Consider the following 15,124-nt stretch of genomic DNA (forward strand, 5'->3'; position numbering starts at 1 on the left):
AGGCACCGGTCACGAGCGGCCTCGCCCGCGCGGAACGCGCGGCAAAGGCAGAGCATCGGCTACTCGGGGGCCGAGCCCGCGACGCCGAAGGCGGCGCAATTCAACACTGTCAGGCGACGTACCGGGATGAAGCCCGCTCCGCGCGCCTGGCGGCCCAGCCGGCGACCTTGCGCCACCGGGTGGTGGCGCTCAGCCGGCGGGCCAAGCGTTGCTCCTCGGCTACCAGGCGTACTTCATGCAATCGGATTCGTGCGAGTTCTTGGTCGAGCAACATGAACGAGGTCCCCTCAGGTTTGCGATCCATGATCATCGGGATGTCTGTGGTGTAGCTGGCGGTGTTCACGCGGCGGCCTCCTGATTTCCTGTGGTGCCCGAGCCCGCCTCGGCGAGGCGGTCGTTCTTGCGCGGACGGCCACGGGGCCGCTTGCGCGGGATGACCGCGCCACGCTCGAAGATCTCGCCACCCCAGACGCCCCACGGCTCACGCCGGGCGAGAGCGGCGGCAAGGCACTCGGTCAGGACGGGGCAGCTGGCGCAAAGGGACTTCGCCTGCTCCAACTCGGCGGGAGCGTCGGCGAACCACAGGTCCGGGTTGTTGGCCCGGCAGGGCAGGTCGAGCCCGGCACCCGGCGCGGTGTCGAGCAGCTCGGCCACTCCGGCGCCGGTGGGCGCGGCGAAGTCGGGCAGCACAGTTCCCTCTATCGGAACGGTGGCGGTGAACATGGTGGACTTCCTCCCGGTTTCGGTGGTGCTCATGCAGGTGGTGGCGGTGGTGCTGTCGTACGTCGGGGCGTGCATGTCCCTGCCGTTCGAGTTGTGCCGAAAAACCACAAAGGCCGCGGTCCCGTTCCCGGGTCCGCGGCCTTAGTGAGCCGTAGTGCCTGACGCTGCGGTCAGGTACTTCGCTCCTGCGCGGACCAGAGAAGAACGTGCTTGCGGACCTTGACGAACGCCGGCTGACCATTGGTCAGGGCGCGCTCGACCAGGCCGGCCGTCCGAGGCCAGGTCTGATCGACGGAGACACCACTGGTGCTGTCGTTGCCGCACATGGCAAGAGCCCCGGCCAGCGGATAGGCCGGTGCGACCAGAATGTTGATTCCGTTGCTGCCCATGCCGTCCGCCTCCCATCCAGGGTCTCGTAGTGCCGATGTGCCAGTGACACCGTGTCGGTTCTCGTCTTGTCAGGGCGTCTCGCGCCCCGCCTATGCAGGCTATTGCCCCTGCGCAGGGGCGTGCAACCGGTTTTTGAAAAGTTCCGCCGAAACTTCTTGGCGGTCAGGTGGAGCCTACACCCGCACCGCCCTTGACCAGGGCGAGAACGTCCGCTCCGTACTTGTCGAGCTTGCTCGGGCCGATGCCGGAGATGGCCACCAGGCCGCCGGTGTCGGCCGGCCGCTGCTCGGCGATGGCGGTGAGCGTGGTGTCCGTGAACACCACGTACGGAGGAACCCTCAACTGCTTGGCCCGCGCCGCACGCCACTTCTTCAGGCGTTCCAGCAGCTCCTCGTCCACATCGGACGGACAGGTCGCGCAGCGGCCCAGCTTGATCGCGGGCGTGCTCGTCAGTGCGTCGCCGCACACCCGGCACTCGACCCGGACGGCTCGCCGCGCCGGCCCCGCCTCCCGGCTCGCGCCGCCGATCGATCGCGCGGCCGGGTGGTCCTCGGGCAGCAGCCCGTAGAGGAAACGGCTGCGACGGCGGCTCCGGCGGCCGCCCGCAGTCCGCGACAGCGACCAGGACAGCCACAGATGTTCACGCGCCCGGGTGACGCCGACGTACAGCAGCCGGCGCTCCTCCTCGATCGCCGCCTCGTCGGTGTCGGCGTGCTGGATCGGCACGGTGCCGTCAGTCAGCCCGATGAGGAACACCGCGTCCCACTCCAGCCCCTTCGCCGCGTGCAGCGACGCCAGCGTGACGCCCTCCACGGTCGGCGGGTGCTGCGCCTCGGCCCGCATCTCCAGCTCGCCCACGAACCGCGCCAGGTCGGCGCCCGGCGTCACCGAGTCGAGCTCTTCGGCCAGCTCGACGAGCGCCAGCAGCGACTCCCAGCGCTCCCGCTGCGCCCCACCGGTCGGCGGCTCCAGCGACAGGCCGTGCGGCTTGAGCACCTCGCGGACCACGGTAGGCAGCTCCGCCGTCGGCGCCCCACCGGCGGCCGACCGCAGCGACATCATCGCCTGCCGGATCTCGGGCCGGGCGAAGAACCGCTCGCCGCCGCGCACCTGGTACGGGATCTGCTTCTCGGTCAGCGCCTGCTCGTAGGCCTCCGACTGGGCGTTGACCCGGTAGAGGATGGCGATCTCGCTGGCCGCCACGCCGTTGCGCAGCAGCGCCCCGACCCGCTCGGCCACCGCCTGCGCCTCGGTGGGCTCGTCGTCGAACTCCGAGAACATCGGAACCGGCCCCGGCGGCCGCAGCCCGATCAGCCGCAGCCGTGACCCGGCCGGCCGGTCCCGCGCCGCCCCGATCACCTGGTTGGCCAGCGACACCACCTCGGGCGTCGACCGGTAGTCACGCTCAAGGCGCACCACCACGGCCTCGGGGAACCGCCGGGGGAAGTCCAGCAGCGGCCGCGGCGAGGCGCCCGCGAACGAGTAGATGGTCTGGTTGGCGTCGCCGACCACGGTCAGGTCGTCCCGGCCGCCGAGCCAACCGTCGAGCACCCGCTGCTGCAGCGGCGTCACGTCCTGGTACTCGTCGACCACGAAGCAGCGGTACCGGTCGCGGAACTCGACCGCGACGTCGGAGTGCTCTTCCAGGATCGCCGCGGTGTGCAGCAGCAGGTCGTCGAAGTCGAGCATCCGCGCCCGCGTCTTGAGCTGCTCGTAGCCCTGGTAGACCCGGGAGATCTGCTCGGCCGGCAGCGGCACGTCACGCCGAGCCTTGGACACCGCCACCGGGTAGTCGTCCGGCGTCACGAGCGAGGCCTTGGCCCACTCGATCTCGCTGGCCAGGTCCCGCAACGACTCCGCGCTGGTCGGCGCCCCGACCCGGTTGGCGGCCTGGCCGACCAGCCGCAGCTTGCCGTCGAGCAGCTCCCACGGGGCGTCGCCGACGACCCGCGGCCAGAAGTAGCGCAGCTGACGCAGGGCCGCCGCGTGGAAGGTGACCGCCTGGGCGCCGCTCACGCCGAGCGCCCGCAGCCGGGTCCGCATCTCGCCGGCCGCGCGTTTGGTGAAGGTGACGGCGAGCACCTGGCCCGGCGCGACGTGCCCCCGGTCGACGAGGTAGGCGATGCGCCTAGTGATCGTCCTAGTCTTTCCGGTGCCCGCCCCGGCCAGCACGCACACCGGCCCCCGAGGTGCGGTGACCGCTCCGAGCTGGTCCGGATCCAGGTCTTCGAGGAGTCGACCTTCGGCGTCCATGACCCGCATCCTCGCAGAGCCCTCCGACAGAAAATGCGGAGCGGGGCGGAACCGGTCCGTCCACCGGCCTTATCCTGGACACATGGCTGGTAAGCAGGACGACAAGGCGGCCGCCAAGGAGGCGGCACGCGCTCGGCGCGCGGAGTCGCGGGCTCGGCGCAGTCAGATCTTCGAGGCGTTCAAGATGCAGCGCCGCGAGGACAAGGCCCTGGTGCCGCTCATGGTCGCGGCTCTGGTGGGCATCGCCGCCGTCGCGTTCCTGGTCGGCCTGATCTGGGACATGCAGTGGCTGTTCCTCGGCCCTGGCGTCGTGCTCGGCGCCCTGGCCGCTGTGTTGCTGTTCGGACGACGCGTGTCGCGCAACGTCTACAGCAAGGCGGAGGGCCAGCGCGGCGCGGCCGCGTGGGCCCTGGACAACCTGCGCGGCAACTGGCGGGTCACGCAGGCCGTGGCCGGCACCACGCAGCTCGACGCCGTGCACCGCGTGCTGGGCCTGCCCGGCGTCGTGCTGGTCGGCGAGGGCGCGCCGCACCGGGTGAAGTCCCTGCTCGCGCAGGAGAAGAAGCGGCTGTCCCGGGTCGTGGGCAGCACCCCCATCTACGACATCATCGTCGGCAACGGCGAGGGCGAGGTCCCGCTGCGCAAGCTCCAGCAGCACATGACCAAGCTGCCCCGCAACATCTCGAAGGCCGACGTCGACCGTCTGGAGAAGGGCATGGCTGCCCTGGCCAGCCGCGGGGCCGCGCTGCCCAAGGGCCCGCTCCCGCAGGGCGCCAAGATGCGGAACGTGGCCCGCACGCTGCGCCGCCGCTGACGGAACACGAACACAGCCGACACGAAGGCGGCCTTGGTCAAAATGTTTCCCGTAGTGCGTCGTTTATCTACTCGGTCCGGTAAGATCGAAGCGCACCAGCAAACGTCTATCTTGCTCTGCTAGCCTTGTCTTCACTTGGTCATCGAATTGAGGGATCTGAACAGCCCATAAAATCGTGCTACCTTCGCAACCGCTTGAACAAGATTGGCTCCGCCTTCGCTCTGTTCAGGGAGAGAAAGAGAGGGAGCGCGTCACCGCATGCGCACGACGACCGTGCCGACCAGGCGGTCGTGCAGACCGCGGTAGTCGTAGTCCCAGACGACGGCGGGGATGATCAGGCCGGACAGGAAGGTGCGCAGCACGGCTCGGGGGACGCCGACCATGGCGGAGCCGTCGATGCGGGCGACGCGGACGCCCATGGCGTACATGCCGGGGGTGAAGCCGAAGAAGGAGACGGCCACCACGCCGATGACGAACCAGGTGAGGATGCTCCAGTTGCGGGGCAGGTCGGGCATGGTGAACAGGCCGGTGATCAGGCCCGACAGCAGGCAGTCGATGAGCATGGCCACCGCGCGGCGGGCGGTGGAGGGGATGGAGCCGACGCCGGTCTCGGGCAGGCCGAAGCGCTCACCGCGGTAGCGGTGCTCCGAACGGCCGCCGGCGGCGGGCTCGGTGGCCGCGCGCGGCCCGGACATCCACGAACCGGTCCACCTGTTCACTCCTCCAGGGTAAGGCCGTGGTCACAGCACGGTGGCGGTGAGGTCCGCGACTAGCCTTTTCGCGGTCTCGTTAACACCCGCGAAACACCCGGGTGACTGACGGGCAACACCACACGCCTAGTTTCGTCACGGAAAAAGCCGGCGACGTGCCGGGACAGGTTACGAGCCGAAGGAGCCAACGAGGGTGTTCACCAATCCCGACGAGGTCCTGCGCTTCATCTCCGACGAGGAAGTGAAGTTCGTCGACGTCAGGTTCAGCGACCTGCCTGGCATCATGCAGCACTTCACCGTGCCGGCCGCGGCGTTCGACGCGGACGCGATGGCCGAGGGGCTGGCCTTCGACGGCTCGTCGGTGCGCGGGTTCCAGCAGATCCACGAGTCGGACATGATGCTGCTGCCCGACCTGGCGACCGCGCGGATCGACCCGTTCCGCATCGAGAAGACCCTCATCGTCAACTTCTTCGTGCACGACCCGCTGACCCGCGAGCCCTACAGCCGCGACCCGCGCAACATCGCGCGCAAGGCGGAGCTGTTCATCGCGGAGAACGGCGTGGCCGACGCGGCCTACTTCGGCGCCGAGGCGGAGTTCTACCTGTTCGACTCGGTGCGCTTCGACAGCGCCGAGAACGCCTCCTTCCACGAGATCGACTCCAGCGCCGGCTGGTGGAACACGGGCGCGGACGAGGAGGGCGGCAACAAGGGCTACAAGGTCAAGTACAAGGGCGGCTACTTCCCTGTCTCCCCGACCGACCACTTCGCCGACCTGCGCGACAAGATCACGCTGAACCTGATCGACTCCGGCTTCACCGTCGAGCGGGCGCACCACGAGGTGGGCACCGGCGGCCAGTCCGAGATCAACTACAAGTTCAACTCGCTGCTGCACGCCGCGGACGACCTGCAGCTGTTCAAGTACATCGTGAAGAACACGGCGTGGCAGGCCGGCAAGACCGCGACCTTCATGCCCAAGCCGCTGTTCGGCGACAACGGCTCCGGCATGCACTGCCACCAGTCGCTGTGGAAGGACGGCGCGCCGCTGTTCTACGACGAGTCCGGCTACGGCGGCCTGTCCGACACCGCGCGCCACTACATCGGCGGCCTGCTGCACCACGCGCCGAGCCTGCTGGCCTTCACCAACCCGACGGTGAACTCCTACCACCGCCTGGTGCCCGGCTTCGAGGCCCCGGTCAACCTGGTGTACTCGCAGCGCAACCGCTCCGCGTGCATCCGGATCCCGATCACCGGCAACAACCCGAAGGCCAAGCGCGTCGAGTTCCGCTGCCCCGACTCGTCGGGCAACCCGTACCTGGCCTTCGCCTCCATGCTGATGGCCGGCCTCGACGGCATCAAGAACAAGATCGAGCCGCCGGCCCCGGTCGACAAGGACCTCTACGAGCTTCCCCCCGAGGAGGCCCGCGAGGTCGCGCAGGTGCCCGGCTCGCTCGGCGAGGTGCTGGACAACCTGGAGCGCGACCACGACTTCCTGCTCGAGGGCGGCGTGTTCACGCCGGACGTGATCGAGACCTGGATCGCGCTCAAGCGTGAGAACGAGATCGACCCGCTGCGGCTGCGCCCGCACCCGTACGAGTTCGCGCTGTACTACGACGTGTGATCCGCGGCGGGGTTCACCCCGCCGCAGCCAGACGTCGCGCCGAAGCCGGGTCCGTGTTCTCACGGGCCCGGCTTTTGCTTGGGACACAAAGGAAAAGTGACACAGGCGTAACAAAACGATCGCCTCGATCGGGTTGGATGAACAGCAGTGATGCTGGAGGTGGCGAGATGGCCGAACCCGTTCCCGCGCAGTCCGAGCAGGTGGAGTCCACCCGCGAGGTGGTCGTCGCCGTTCCCGTCTACGACGCGGTGCGCGGCCTGAACCGGGCCTGGCCGGCGAACTACCGGCTCAGCTTCGACGTCACCCCGCACGGCGAGGTGGTCATCCGGGGCGACAAGGCGGGCCTGCGCGGCCTGGCCACGCAGCTGCTGGCACTGGCCGAGGCGGACGTGCCGCAGCGCTACCACCACCGCATCGACGACTTCATGCTGGAGATCGACCGCGGCTCCTTACCGGTGCGGATCGAGCAGGCAGGCTGACAGCAGGGGCCGACGGGGGACCCTCTAGTGTCACGCCCGTGGCCGAAAATGACACGAACCTGCTGTCCACCCACTTCTTCGACTCCGCCTCCGAGGCGACCGAGGCGGTGCGCGCCGCCGACCTTCTTGGTCTGGGTGTCGCGCTGTCCAACCGGATCGTCCCGGACACCGACTCCGACGACGGCTCGTTCGTCGAGGAGTGGGTGGTCGACATCTTCGCCAGCGTTCCCGAGGCGGAGGCCGACGGCGAGGCCGAGGTGGCCTGAAAGCGCTCGAGGTGGGGCGCGCGAGCGCCCCACCCCGGCCCAGGCTCACGGCACCGAGACCACGACCTTGCCGCGCACGTGGCCAGCCTCGACCAGGCGCTGCGCGTCGGCCGACTCGGCCAGCGGGAACACCTTCTCGATCACCACCGTCATGTCGCCCGATGCGGTGAGCTCGCCCAGCCAGGCCAGCTGCTCGCTGTTCGGCTTCACGAAGACGTACTTGCCGCCGGTCTCGCGGACGCGGTCCTCGATGATCGACCCGATCCGGGTGGCATCGCGCACCAGCTTCGGCGACACGCTCAGGGCGTCGCCGCCGATCAGGTCCACCACCGCGTCGACCTTGCCGTCGCCGCCCAGCAGCGCCGCGACCCGGTCCTCCAGGCCTTCGCCGTAGGTCACCGGCTCGGCGCCCAGCGAGCGCAGGAAGTCGTGATTGCGCTCCGACGCCGTGCCCACCACCTTCGTCGCGCCGAGCACTCGGGCGATCTGCACGGCCAGGTGCCCGACACCGCCGGCCGCGGCGTGCACCAGCACCGTGTCGCCCTCGCCCACGCCGATCTTCTTCAGCAGCTGCAACGCCGTCAGCCCGGCCAGCGGCAGCGCGGCCGCCTGCTCGAAGGTGATGCCGGCCGGCTTGTGGGCCAGGCCCCGCTCCGGCGCCGCCACCAGCTCCGCGAACGTGCCGTTCTGCACGTGGTCCTTGCGCAGGTAGCCGAAGACCTCGTCACCGGGCTCGTAGCCGTCGGCCGCCGGGCCCGCCTTCACGACCACGCCCGCCGCGTCCCAGCCCTGGATGAGCGGGAAGTGGTGCGGCAGCGAGCCCTGCACGTAGCCCTGCCGGATCTTCCAGTCCACCGGGTTCACGCTCGCCGCCCGCACGGCCACGAGCACCTGGTCGGGGCCGAGCAGCGGATCCGGCAGCTCCTGGAGCGACAGCACGCCCGCGTCGCCGAACTCGTTCTGAGCGATTGCCTTCACGTGGGCTCATCCTCCAGTTGGGGTCACTGCGGGTCGTCGTAGAAGACCCGCTCCACCACACTGCGCGCGCGGCGCGTGGTCCGCCGGTAGTCGTCCAGGAATTCCCCCGGATCAGTGCCCTGCGGATACCCGAGCGCGGCGGCGACCGAGGCCAGCTCACGTCCCGAGGTCGGCACCTGGTCGGTCGGCTTGCCCCGCACCAGCGTCACGGCGTTGCGCGCCCGGGTCGCCATCAGCCACGCCGAGGTCAGCGCCTCGGCGTCGGACTCGGTGATCAGGCCCAGCTCGGCGGCGTGGGCCAGGCCCTCGGTCGTCGACGTCGTGCGCAGCCGCGGCTCGTCGCCGGCGTGCTGGAGCTGGAGCAGCTGCACCGTCCACTCGACGTCGGCCAGCCCGCCCCGGCCCAGCTTGGTGTGCGTCGCCGGATCGGCGCCCCGCGGCAGCCGCTCGGCGTCGACCCGGGCCTTGATCCGCCGGACCTCGCGCACCATCGCCGGGTCGAGCCCGCCGGCCGGATAGCGGACGGGGTCGACCATCTCGCAGAACCGGCGTCCGAGGTCCTCGTCGCCGGCCACGGCGCTGGCCCGCAACAGGGCCTGCGCCTCCCACACTTCCGACCACTGCGCGTAGTAGGCACGGTAGGAGTCCAGGGTCCGGGCCAACGGCCCGTTGCGGCCTTCGGGCCGGAGATCGGTGTCGACCTCGAGCGGCGGGTCCTGGCTGGGGGCGGCGAGCAGGCGCCGCACGGCCCCGGCGATGCCGTTGGCGTACTTCACGGCTTCGGCCTCGGTGGCCCCGTTGCGGGGCTCGCACACGAACAGCACATCGGCGTCCGACCCGTAACCGAGCTCACGGCCGCCGAGCCGGCCCATGCCGATCACCGCGATGGTCGCCGGCGGCGGGGCACCGTCGGAGGACCGGAGCGCCACGTCGAGAGCCGACTGCAACACCGCCAGCCACACTCCCGACAGCGACGCGCACACCTCCTCGACCTTGATCAGCCCGAGCAGATCGGCGCAGGCCACACGGAGCAGCTCGTGCCGACGCAGCGACCGCGCCGCCGCGACCGCCTGCGTGAGGTCGGCGTGCCGGCCCACGGCGCTGCGCAGCGAAATCCCCACCTCGACAGGGTTTCGGTGCGCCAGCGAGGCCGTGTCGGACAGCAGCCGCAGCACCTCGGGGGCGCGCACGAGCAGGTCCGGCACCAGCTTCGACGTGCTCAGCACAACGGCGAGCCGCTCGACCACGGCCCCCTCGTCCCGCAGCAGACGCAGGTACCAGGGGGTGTCGGCCAGCGCCTCCGACACCCGCCGATACGCCAGCAGCCCGCCGTCCGGATCCGGTGTGTTGGCCAGGAGGTCGAGCAGCACCGGCAGCAACGTCATCTGGATCGCCGCACGCCGCGACACCCCGGACGTCAACGCCTCGATGTGCCGGAGCGCGCCGTCCGGCGCCGTGTAGCCCAGGGCGGCGAGGCGGGCCGTCGCCTCCTTGGTCGTCAGCCGCATCGCCTCGGTCGGCACGCGGGCGACGGCCTCCAGCAGCGGCCGGTAGAAGAGCTTCTCGTGCAGACGACGCACCCGGTTGCCGTGCCGCCGGAACTCCGCCAGCAGGACGTCGGCCGCCGCGCGCCGTCCGTCCGGGTAGAGCCCTGCCGACCGGGCCAGCCAGCGCAGGCCCGGTCGGTCGTCATCGGCCGGGAACGTGTGCGTCCGCCGTAGGCGCTGCAACTGAAGCCGGTGCTCCAGTGTGCGCAGGAATCGGTACGACTCGGCCAGACCGGCGGCGTCGGCCCGGCCCACGTAGCCGCCCGAGCCCAGCGCTTCGAGCGCCGCCATGGTCGTGGGCGAGCGCAGCGCCTCGTCGGAGCGGCCGTGCACAAGTTGCAGCAGCTGGACCGCGAACTCCACATCCCGCAGGCCGCCGCGCCCCAGCTTCAGCTCCCGCTCGGCGATGTCCTTCGGCACGTGCTCCTCGACCCGCCGTCGCATGGCCTGGACGTCGACGACGAAGTTCTCGCGCCCGGCCGCCGTCCACACCATCGGGGCCAGCGCCTCGACGTAGCGACGGCCGACCTCCTCGTCGCCGGCGATCGGGCGTGCCTTCAGCAGCGCCTGGAACTCCCAGGTGCGGGCCCAGCGCTTGTAGTAGGCGACGTGGCCGTCCAGGGTGCGGACCAGCGCGCCGGCCTTGCCCTCCGGGCGGAGCGCCGCGTCGACCTCGAAGCACGCCTCACCGGCGATGCGCATCATCGAGCTGGCCAGCCGGGTCGCGGTCGGCAGGTCGTCGTCGTTGTCGATGGCAAAAACGACGTCGACGTCGCTGACGTAGTTCAGCTCGCGGCCACCGCACTTGCCCATCGCGATCACCGCGAGCGTGGACGGCTTGCCGACCTGCTTCGCGGCCAGCGCGAGGGATGCCCGCAATGCCGCGGCGGCCAGGTCGGACAGCTGCTCGGCGACCTGCTCGTAGCCACGCTCGGCGATCTCGGGCTGCACGAGGTGCCCCAGGTCGGCGGCTGCGATGTCCAGCAGCAGCCCCCGGTAGGCCCGGCGCAGCTGTCGGACCTCGTTCGGGCCCTCCTCGACCGATCGCAGCAGGTGGGCCGTGTAGTCGGCGGCCGGCACGGTCTCCGCGCTCAGCCGCCGCCATTCGTCGGGGTTGGCGACCAGGAAGTCGCCGAGCGTCGTCGACGAGCCCAGCACGGCGATCAGGCGGCCACGGAAGGCACCGTCGGTGTTCAGTGCCTCGGCGAGGGCCGGCCACTGCGTGCCGGCGGCCTCCCGCAGCCGGTCCAGGCTCTGCAACGCGAGGTCCGGGTCGGGGCTACGCGACAAGGCGCCGAGCACCAGCTCGGCACCTTCAACCGGACCTCCGCGCCACCAGCCGCCGGCGTGGAGGATTTCCTCTGCTCGCGGATCGGTGAGACCGAACCTGGCCGGCGAGGACGTGGACCGTGGATCTGTCATGACGGGCCCAACCGTAGTCCCACCGGCCGGGGTCCCGTCATCTTGTCGTGCGCTCGCCTCAGCGGGCGACGATCAGGTACAGGCCTTCGAGCACCACGGCGCCGCACGCGGCGAAGCAGAAGACCGCGAGAGTCAGGCCGGCTGCGCCGGAGCCGCCCTGGGCCCTGGCCGTCACCCGCTGCGAGACGCCGCGAATGCCCATGGCGAACAACGCCACCAACGCGGCCACCGAGACCAGGCCGACGACGAAGACTTCGCCGAGCGCCGCCCAGTTCATGCTCATGCCGCCACCTTCAGCGGCTCGGGCTCAGGCGCCACGTCGTCGTTGACCACACTGTCGGCCGTGACCGGCTTGCGGCGCGAGGCCACGTAGATGCCGGCCGCGACGGCGATGCCGAGGACGGCCACGATCACCACGCCGACTGCACCGGTGCTGGCGATCGAGCTGGCGATGGCACCCACCACGGCCGCCGCCGGCAGCGTCAGCACCCACGCGCTGACCATGCGGCCCACGGTGTTCCACTGCACGTTCGACGCCTTGCGGCCGAGGCCGCCGCCCAGGATGCCGCCGGAGACGACGTGCGTCGTCGACAGCGCGAAGCCCAGGTGCGAGGACGTGAGGATGACCGCCGCCGCGCTGGTCTGTGCCGCGAAGCCCTGCGGTCCGTCGATGGTGGTCAGGCCCTTGCCCAGAGTCTGCGTGATGCGCCAGCCACCGAAGTAGGTGCCGAGCGCGATCGCCGTGCCGGCGCTGATGATCACCCACACCGGCGGGCCGGCGTTGGCCGGCAGCGCGCCGGCGGTGATCAGCGTCAGCGTGATCACGCCCATCGTCTTCTGCGCGTCGTTGGTGCCGTGGGCCAGCGAGACCAGGCCCGCCGACACGATCTGGCCGACGCGGAAACCCGACGACACGACTCTGCGGTCGGCCGTGCGGGTCAGGCGGTAGGTCAGGTAGGTGGCGGCCATGGCGATCAGGCCGGCGATCACCGGCGAGGCGACGGCCGGGATCAGGACCTTCTCCACGACCTTGCCGAAGTGCACGGCGTCGGCGCCCGAGGCCACCCAGGTGGCGCCGATCAGGCCGCCGAACAGGGCGTGGGAGGAGCTGGACGGCAGGCCGACCAGCCAGGTCATGAGGTTCCACATGATGGCGCCGACCAGGCCGGCGAACACCACCGCGGGAGTGATCTTGAGGTCGTCGACGATGCCGCCCGAGATGGTCTTGGCCACCTCGACGGACAGGAACGCGCCGACCAGGTTCAGCACAGCGGACATGGCGACGGCGACTCGTGGTCGCAATGCGCCGGTCGCGATCGAGGTGGCCATCGCGTTGGCCGTGTCATGGAAGCCGTTTGTGAAATCGAAGGCCAGAGCCGTCAGCACAACAACGGCGACCAGTAGGGGGACGTCCACCAATTCCTCCGCCGGTGGGCAACTATGTGTGGAACGCTACCCCACGTCGGATGGGGTGACAGACGACCAAGTGGGCGTCACACCGCGAACGTACAGTGACCGCGCGTTATCACACCAGTGGCAGTGTTCTGACACTGCCCAGGGCCGGTTCCAGCTCTCCGGCACTGAGCTGCACGAACCGCTGCGCAAACGGTTGCCACACCTCGGCCATGGTGACGTGCGCCTCGGCCAGATATGCCGGTTCGAGCTGGCCGGGGCGGGCCAGCGCCGCTTCATCGGGGGCCAGCGCCGCCCAGTTCAGCACGATTTCCGGCGTCGTCTCGATATGGAATTGCACGCCATAGGCCACCGAACCGACCCGGAATGCCTGATTCGGGTATCGCGGCGAGGACGCCAGCAGTTCCGCGCCGGGCGGCAGCATGACGATCTCGTCATGGTGGAACTGGAGCACATCCGGCGTCAGCGGCAGCTCCGCGAACAACGGATCCCGCCCGGCGGTATCCCGCTTGGCCACCAGCAGCACCCCGACCTCCGGGCCCTCCTTGCCGCGCCGCACCTGTCCGCCGGTCGCCACCGCCAGCAGCTGCGCCCCCAGGCACACCGCCAGCGTCGGCACCTTCGTCGCCACCGCCTTGGACAGCAGCAGCCTCACGTCCGACAGCCACGGATGCTCGCGGTCGTCCAGCGCCCCCATGGCGCCGCCGAGGCACACCAGTCCCTGGTACCCGTCAAGCGCCGGCAGCTCTTCCCGCGCCGGCGCCACGACGTCGAGCTCGGCGCCGGCTTCCGTGAGCCAGTCACCGAGGCGCCCCACCGGATCGTGGTCGGAGGGCTGGATGACGAGCAGGCGAGGCAGAGTCACACCACTGAGCCTAATCCCGCCGCCTGGCGGACTCGAAGGCCAGCACCACCTCGACGCAGTCGGCGAGCGGGTAGAAACCGGTGCGGTTGGCTACCCCGATCGGAGTCGGGGTGACGAGATCCGGCGGGCGTAGGAGAGTCACGCCGCTGGATCCCGGCGGCCAGGCGGGTCGAAGGCCAGCTCTACGTAGTCGGAGACGGGGCGGAAGCCGATGCGCTGGTATACGCCGTTGGAGGTGGGGTTGGCGAGGTCGGTGTAGAGAAGGACCTCTTGTGCGCCAACAGCTTGGGCCCACTGGGCGGCGGCGGCAGTGGCGGCGGCGCCATAGCCGTGGCGGCGGTGCTCGGGGGGTGTGTAGACGGGGCCGATGCGGGAGGCGCCGGCGGTGGGGACCTTGGCTGCGGCGCTGCTTACTGGCACGCCGTCCACCTCCCAGATCACGTAGCCGGCACCCAAGGCCAAGAGACGCCGAGCGCCGTCGGCGGCCTCGGCGAGGGTGTGGGTGCGGTGGGCGTTGGCTTCGAGGGAGAAGGCGCGATCGTGCTGGGCGAGGAGATCGACGTCGTCGACGGTGGCGATGCGAGCCCGGCCATCCACTTGGGGGACAACGAGATCCGCGAGGCGGTAGAGCCGAAGATCGAGGATGGTGCGGACGGGGCGGGAGGTGGCGGCGGACCAGGCGGCCGCGAAGGAGTCGGCAACGTCACGCGGGCCCATGACGGAGTCGAGCTCCGGGTGGCTGGAGAGAAGTTCTTTGACCAGCAGGGGAACGTCGTCACAGTGGATGCCGCTCAACGCCAGTGGCCAGGGTGGGGTCCACAGCGCGGCTCCGCGCAGGGCGCCGTCGTTGCCGTGCAGGCTGATCAGCACCGGCGGTGCGGCGTCGGCCTGTGGCGCATCACTCAGTGCGTGGATCACGCTGAGCACGGTCGTGTGCCGGACGGGCTCGGCCTCGTACAGGTCTCGCGTCACCGCGAAGAAGCCGGCGACGTCGTCGTAGAACCTGGTCTCCTCCATGCCGCCACTGTGCCCAGGCGCCGGCCGGCTCCGCGACTGATTTTTGGTCCAGAAATAGGAAAACCCCCCAGATCTGCATTTCTGCAGATCTGGGGGGTTCCCAAATTTTGTCCGGCGGCGTCCTACTCTCCCACACCCTCACGAGTGCAGTACCATCGGCGCTGGAGGGCTTAGCTTCCGGGTTCGGAATGGGACCGGGCGTTTCCCCTCCGCTAACACCACCGAAACACTATGAAAGAATCCCACAAACACCCACCCGCCAGGCCGAAGCCCTACAGGTGATGCCTGATTGGTTCTCTCAGAACCACACAGTGGATGCGAAGCGTCTTTGTAAACAAGCCCTCGGCCTATTAGTACCAGTCAACTCCACCCCTTACAGGGCTTCCATCTCTGGCCTATCAACCCCATCGTCTATAGGAGGCCTTACCCTCTCAAGGAGGTAGGAGATCTCATCTTGGAACAAGCTTCCCGCTTAGATGCTTTCAGCGGTTATCTCTCCCGAACGTAGCCAACCAGCCATGCCCCTGGCGGGACAACTGGCACACCAGAGGTCCGTCCATCCCGGTCCTCTCGTACTAGGGACAGCCTTCCTCAAATCTCCAACGCGCACGGCGGATAGGGACCGAACT

General features: G+C 69.9%; 16 protein-coding genes, 1 rRNA gene and 1 other annotated feature (1 of these 18 running past the window's edge). Of the genes, 4 read left to right on the forward strand and 13 right to left on the reverse strand.

All coding sequences use genetic code 11. The features are described from left to right. Positions 1-109: 109 nt before the first annotated feature. The 4 genes from KUTG_RS20930 to KUTG_RS20945 form a co-directional block, all read right to left on the reverse strand. Entirely contained in the window at positions 110-343 is a 234-nt protein-coding gene (locus KUTG_RS20930) for a hypothetical protein (protein WP_043718936.1), read from the reverse strand. After that, positions 340-723, reverse strand: a complete 384-nt coding sequence (locus KUTG_RS20935) for a WhiB family transcriptional regulator (RefSeq protein ID WP_043730119.1) — start codon at positions 721-723, stop codon at positions 340-342. Before KUTG_RS20935 ends, KUTG_RS20930 begins: the two co-directional genes overlap by 4 nt. 170 nt (positions 724-893) lie before the next feature. Continuing rightward, positions 894-1,112, reverse strand: coding sequence for a hypothetical protein (locus tag KUTG_RS20940; RefSeq protein WP_043718937.1), 219 nt, complete (start codon positions 1,110-1,112; stop codon positions 894-896). 163 nt (positions 1,113-1,275) lie between these two features. Further along, complete coding sequence (locus tag KUTG_RS20945) at positions 1,276-3,366, reverse strand: ATP-dependent DNA helicase UvrD2 (protein ID WP_043730121.1); 2,091 nt, start codon at positions 3,364-3,366, stop codon at positions 1,276-1,278. An 82-nt stretch (positions 3,367-3,448) separates the two neighbouring features. On the opposite strand from KUTG_RS20945, the gene KUTG_RS20950 reads away from it, so the two are divergent. Next, positions 3,449-4,180: a DUF4191 domain-containing protein gene (locus KUTG_RS20950; protein ID WP_043718939.1), complete on the forward strand. Its 732-nt coding sequence runs from the start codon at positions 3,449-3,451 to the stop codon at positions 4,178-4,180. 251 nt (positions 4,181-4,431) lie between these two features. On the opposite strand, the gene KUTG_RS20955 is transcribed toward KUTG_RS20950, so the two are convergent. Continuing rightward, on the reverse strand, positions 4,432-4,899 hold the full coding sequence (locus KUTG_RS20955; RefSeq protein ID WP_043718940.1) for an RDD family protein: 468 nt from the start codon (positions 4,897-4,899) through the stop codon (positions 4,432-4,434). Positions 4,900-5,083: 184 nt separating this feature from the next. Between KUTG_RS20955 and glnA the strand changes: the two genes are divergently transcribed. The 3 genes from glnA to KUTG_RS20970 all read left to right on the forward strand — a co-directional run bounded on the left by glnA (position 5,084) and on the right by KUTG_RS20970 (position 7,253). After that, the gene (gene glnA, locus KUTG_RS20960; RefSeq protein WP_043718942.1) at positions 5,084-6,508 is read left to right on the forward strand and encodes a type I glutamate--ammonia ligase; all 1,425 of its coding nucleotides are present in this window, start codon (positions 5,084-5,086) and stop codon (positions 6,506-6,508) included. Positions 6,509-6,675: 167 nt separating this feature from the next. Beyond that, a complete protein-coding gene (locus KUTG_RS20965) occupies positions 6,676-6,987 on the forward strand; it encodes an Imm32 family immunity protein (RefSeq protein WP_043718943.1) in 312 nt (103 codons plus the stop codon). 38 nt (positions 6,988-7,025) lie between these two features. After that, positions 7,026-7,253 (forward strand): vWA domain-containing protein, encoded by a 228-nt coding sequence (locus KUTG_RS20970; RefSeq protein ID WP_043718944.1) that lies wholly within the window; start codon positions 7,026-7,028, stop codon positions 7,251-7,253. A 45-nt stretch (positions 7,254-7,298) separates the two neighbouring features. Here the strand turns inward: KUTG_RS20970 and KUTG_RS20975 are convergent, their stop codons facing one another. The 8 genes from KUTG_RS20975 to rrf form a co-directional block, all read right to left on the reverse strand. Continuing rightward, positions 7,299-8,231 (reverse strand): NADP-dependent oxidoreductase, encoded by a 933-nt coding sequence (locus tag KUTG_RS20975; RefSeq protein WP_043718946.1) that lies wholly within the window; start codon positions 8,229-8,231, stop codon positions 7,299-7,301. A gap of 23 nt (positions 8,232-8,254) precedes the next feature. Further along, complete coding sequence (locus KUTG_RS20980; RefSeq protein WP_043718948.1) at positions 8,255-11,200, reverse strand: bifunctional [glutamine synthetase] adenylyltransferase/[glutamine synthetase]-adenylyl-L-tyrosine phosphorylase; 2,946 nt, start codon at positions 11,198-11,200, stop codon at positions 8,255-8,257. A 58-nt stretch (positions 11,201-11,258) separates the two neighbouring features. After that, the gene (locus KUTG_RS20985; protein WP_043718950.1) at positions 11,259-11,483 is read right to left on the reverse strand and encodes a hypothetical protein; all 225 of its coding nucleotides are present in this window, start codon (positions 11,481-11,483) and stop codon (positions 11,259-11,261) included. Continuing rightward, complete coding sequence (locus tag KUTG_RS20990; RefSeq protein ID WP_043718951.1) at positions 11,480-12,616, reverse strand: inorganic phosphate transporter; 1,137 nt, start codon at positions 12,614-12,616, stop codon at positions 11,480-11,482. Before KUTG_RS20990 ends, KUTG_RS20985 begins: the two co-directional genes overlap by 4 nt. Before the next feature lie 109 nt (positions 12,617-12,725). Continuing rightward, entirely contained in the window at positions 12,726-13,472 is a 747-nt protein-coding gene (locus KUTG_RS20995; protein WP_043730122.1) for a type 1 glutamine amidotransferase, read from the reverse strand. 16 nt (positions 13,473-13,488) lie between these two features. Further along, on the reverse strand, positions 13,489-13,620 hold the full coding sequence (locus KUTG_RS65280; RefSeq protein WP_255360890.1) for a hypothetical protein: 132 nt from the start codon (positions 13,618-13,620) through the stop codon (positions 13,489-13,491). After that, a complete protein-coding gene (locus KUTG_RS21000; RefSeq protein ID WP_043718952.1) occupies positions 13,617-14,495 on the reverse strand; it encodes a GNAT family N-acetyltransferase in 879 nt (292 codons plus the stop codon). The genes KUTG_RS65280 and KUTG_RS21000 overlap by 4 nt, the downstream gene beginning before the upstream one ends. Before the next feature lie 109 nt (positions 14,496-14,604). After that, a 5S ribosomal RNA gene (gene rrf / locus KUTG_RS21005) occupies positions 14,605-14,721 on the reverse strand. 112 nt (positions 14,722-14,833) lie between these two features. Then, positions 14,834-15,124 (reverse strand) — a sequence feature (mutual gap in cmsearch alignment for this rRNA model is longer than 100); it runs 1,967 nt beyond the window's last position.

The organism is Kutzneria sp. 744, from assembly GCF_000568255.1.
Lineage (GTDB): Bacteria > Actinomycetota > Actinomycetes > Mycobacteriales > Pseudonocardiaceae > Kutzneria.

What these genes read in the sequence shown, in the direction of transcription:
- KUTG_RS20935 (WP_043730119.1), bottom strand. Translation starts at nt 723, where the DNA reads ATGTTCACCGCCACCGTTCCGATAGAGGGAACTGTGCTGCCCGACTTC.
- KUTG_RS20940 (WP_043718937.1), bottom strand. Translation starts at nt 1,112, where the DNA reads ATGGGCAGCAACGGAATCAACATTCTGGTCGCACCGGCCTATCCGCTG.
- KUTG_RS20945 (WP_043730121.1), bottom strand. Translation starts at nt 3,366, where the DNA reads ATGGACGCCGAAGGTCGACTCCTCGAAGACCTGGATCCGGACCAGCTC.
- KUTG_RS20950 (WP_043718939.1), top strand. Translation starts at nt 3,449, where the DNA reads ATGGCTGGTAAGCAGGACGACAAGGCGGCCGCCAAGGAGGCGGCACGC.
- KUTG_RS20965 (WP_043718943.1), top strand. Translation starts at nt 6,676, where the DNA reads ATGGCCGAACCCGTTCCCGCGCAGTCCGAGCAGGTGGAGTCCACCCGC.
- KUTG_RS20980 (WP_043718948.1), bottom strand. Translation starts at nt 11,200, where the DNA reads ATGACAGATCCACGGTCCACGTCCTCGCCGGCCAGGTTCGGTCTCACC.
- KUTG_RS20985 (WP_043718950.1), bottom strand. Translation starts at nt 11,483, where the DNA reads ATGAGCATGAACTGGGCGGCGCTCGGCGAAGTCTTCGTCGTCGGCCTG.
- KUTG_RS21000 (WP_043718952.1), bottom strand. Translation starts at nt 14,495, where the DNA reads ATGGAGGAGACCAGGTTCTACGACGACGTCGCCGGCTTCTTCGCGGTG.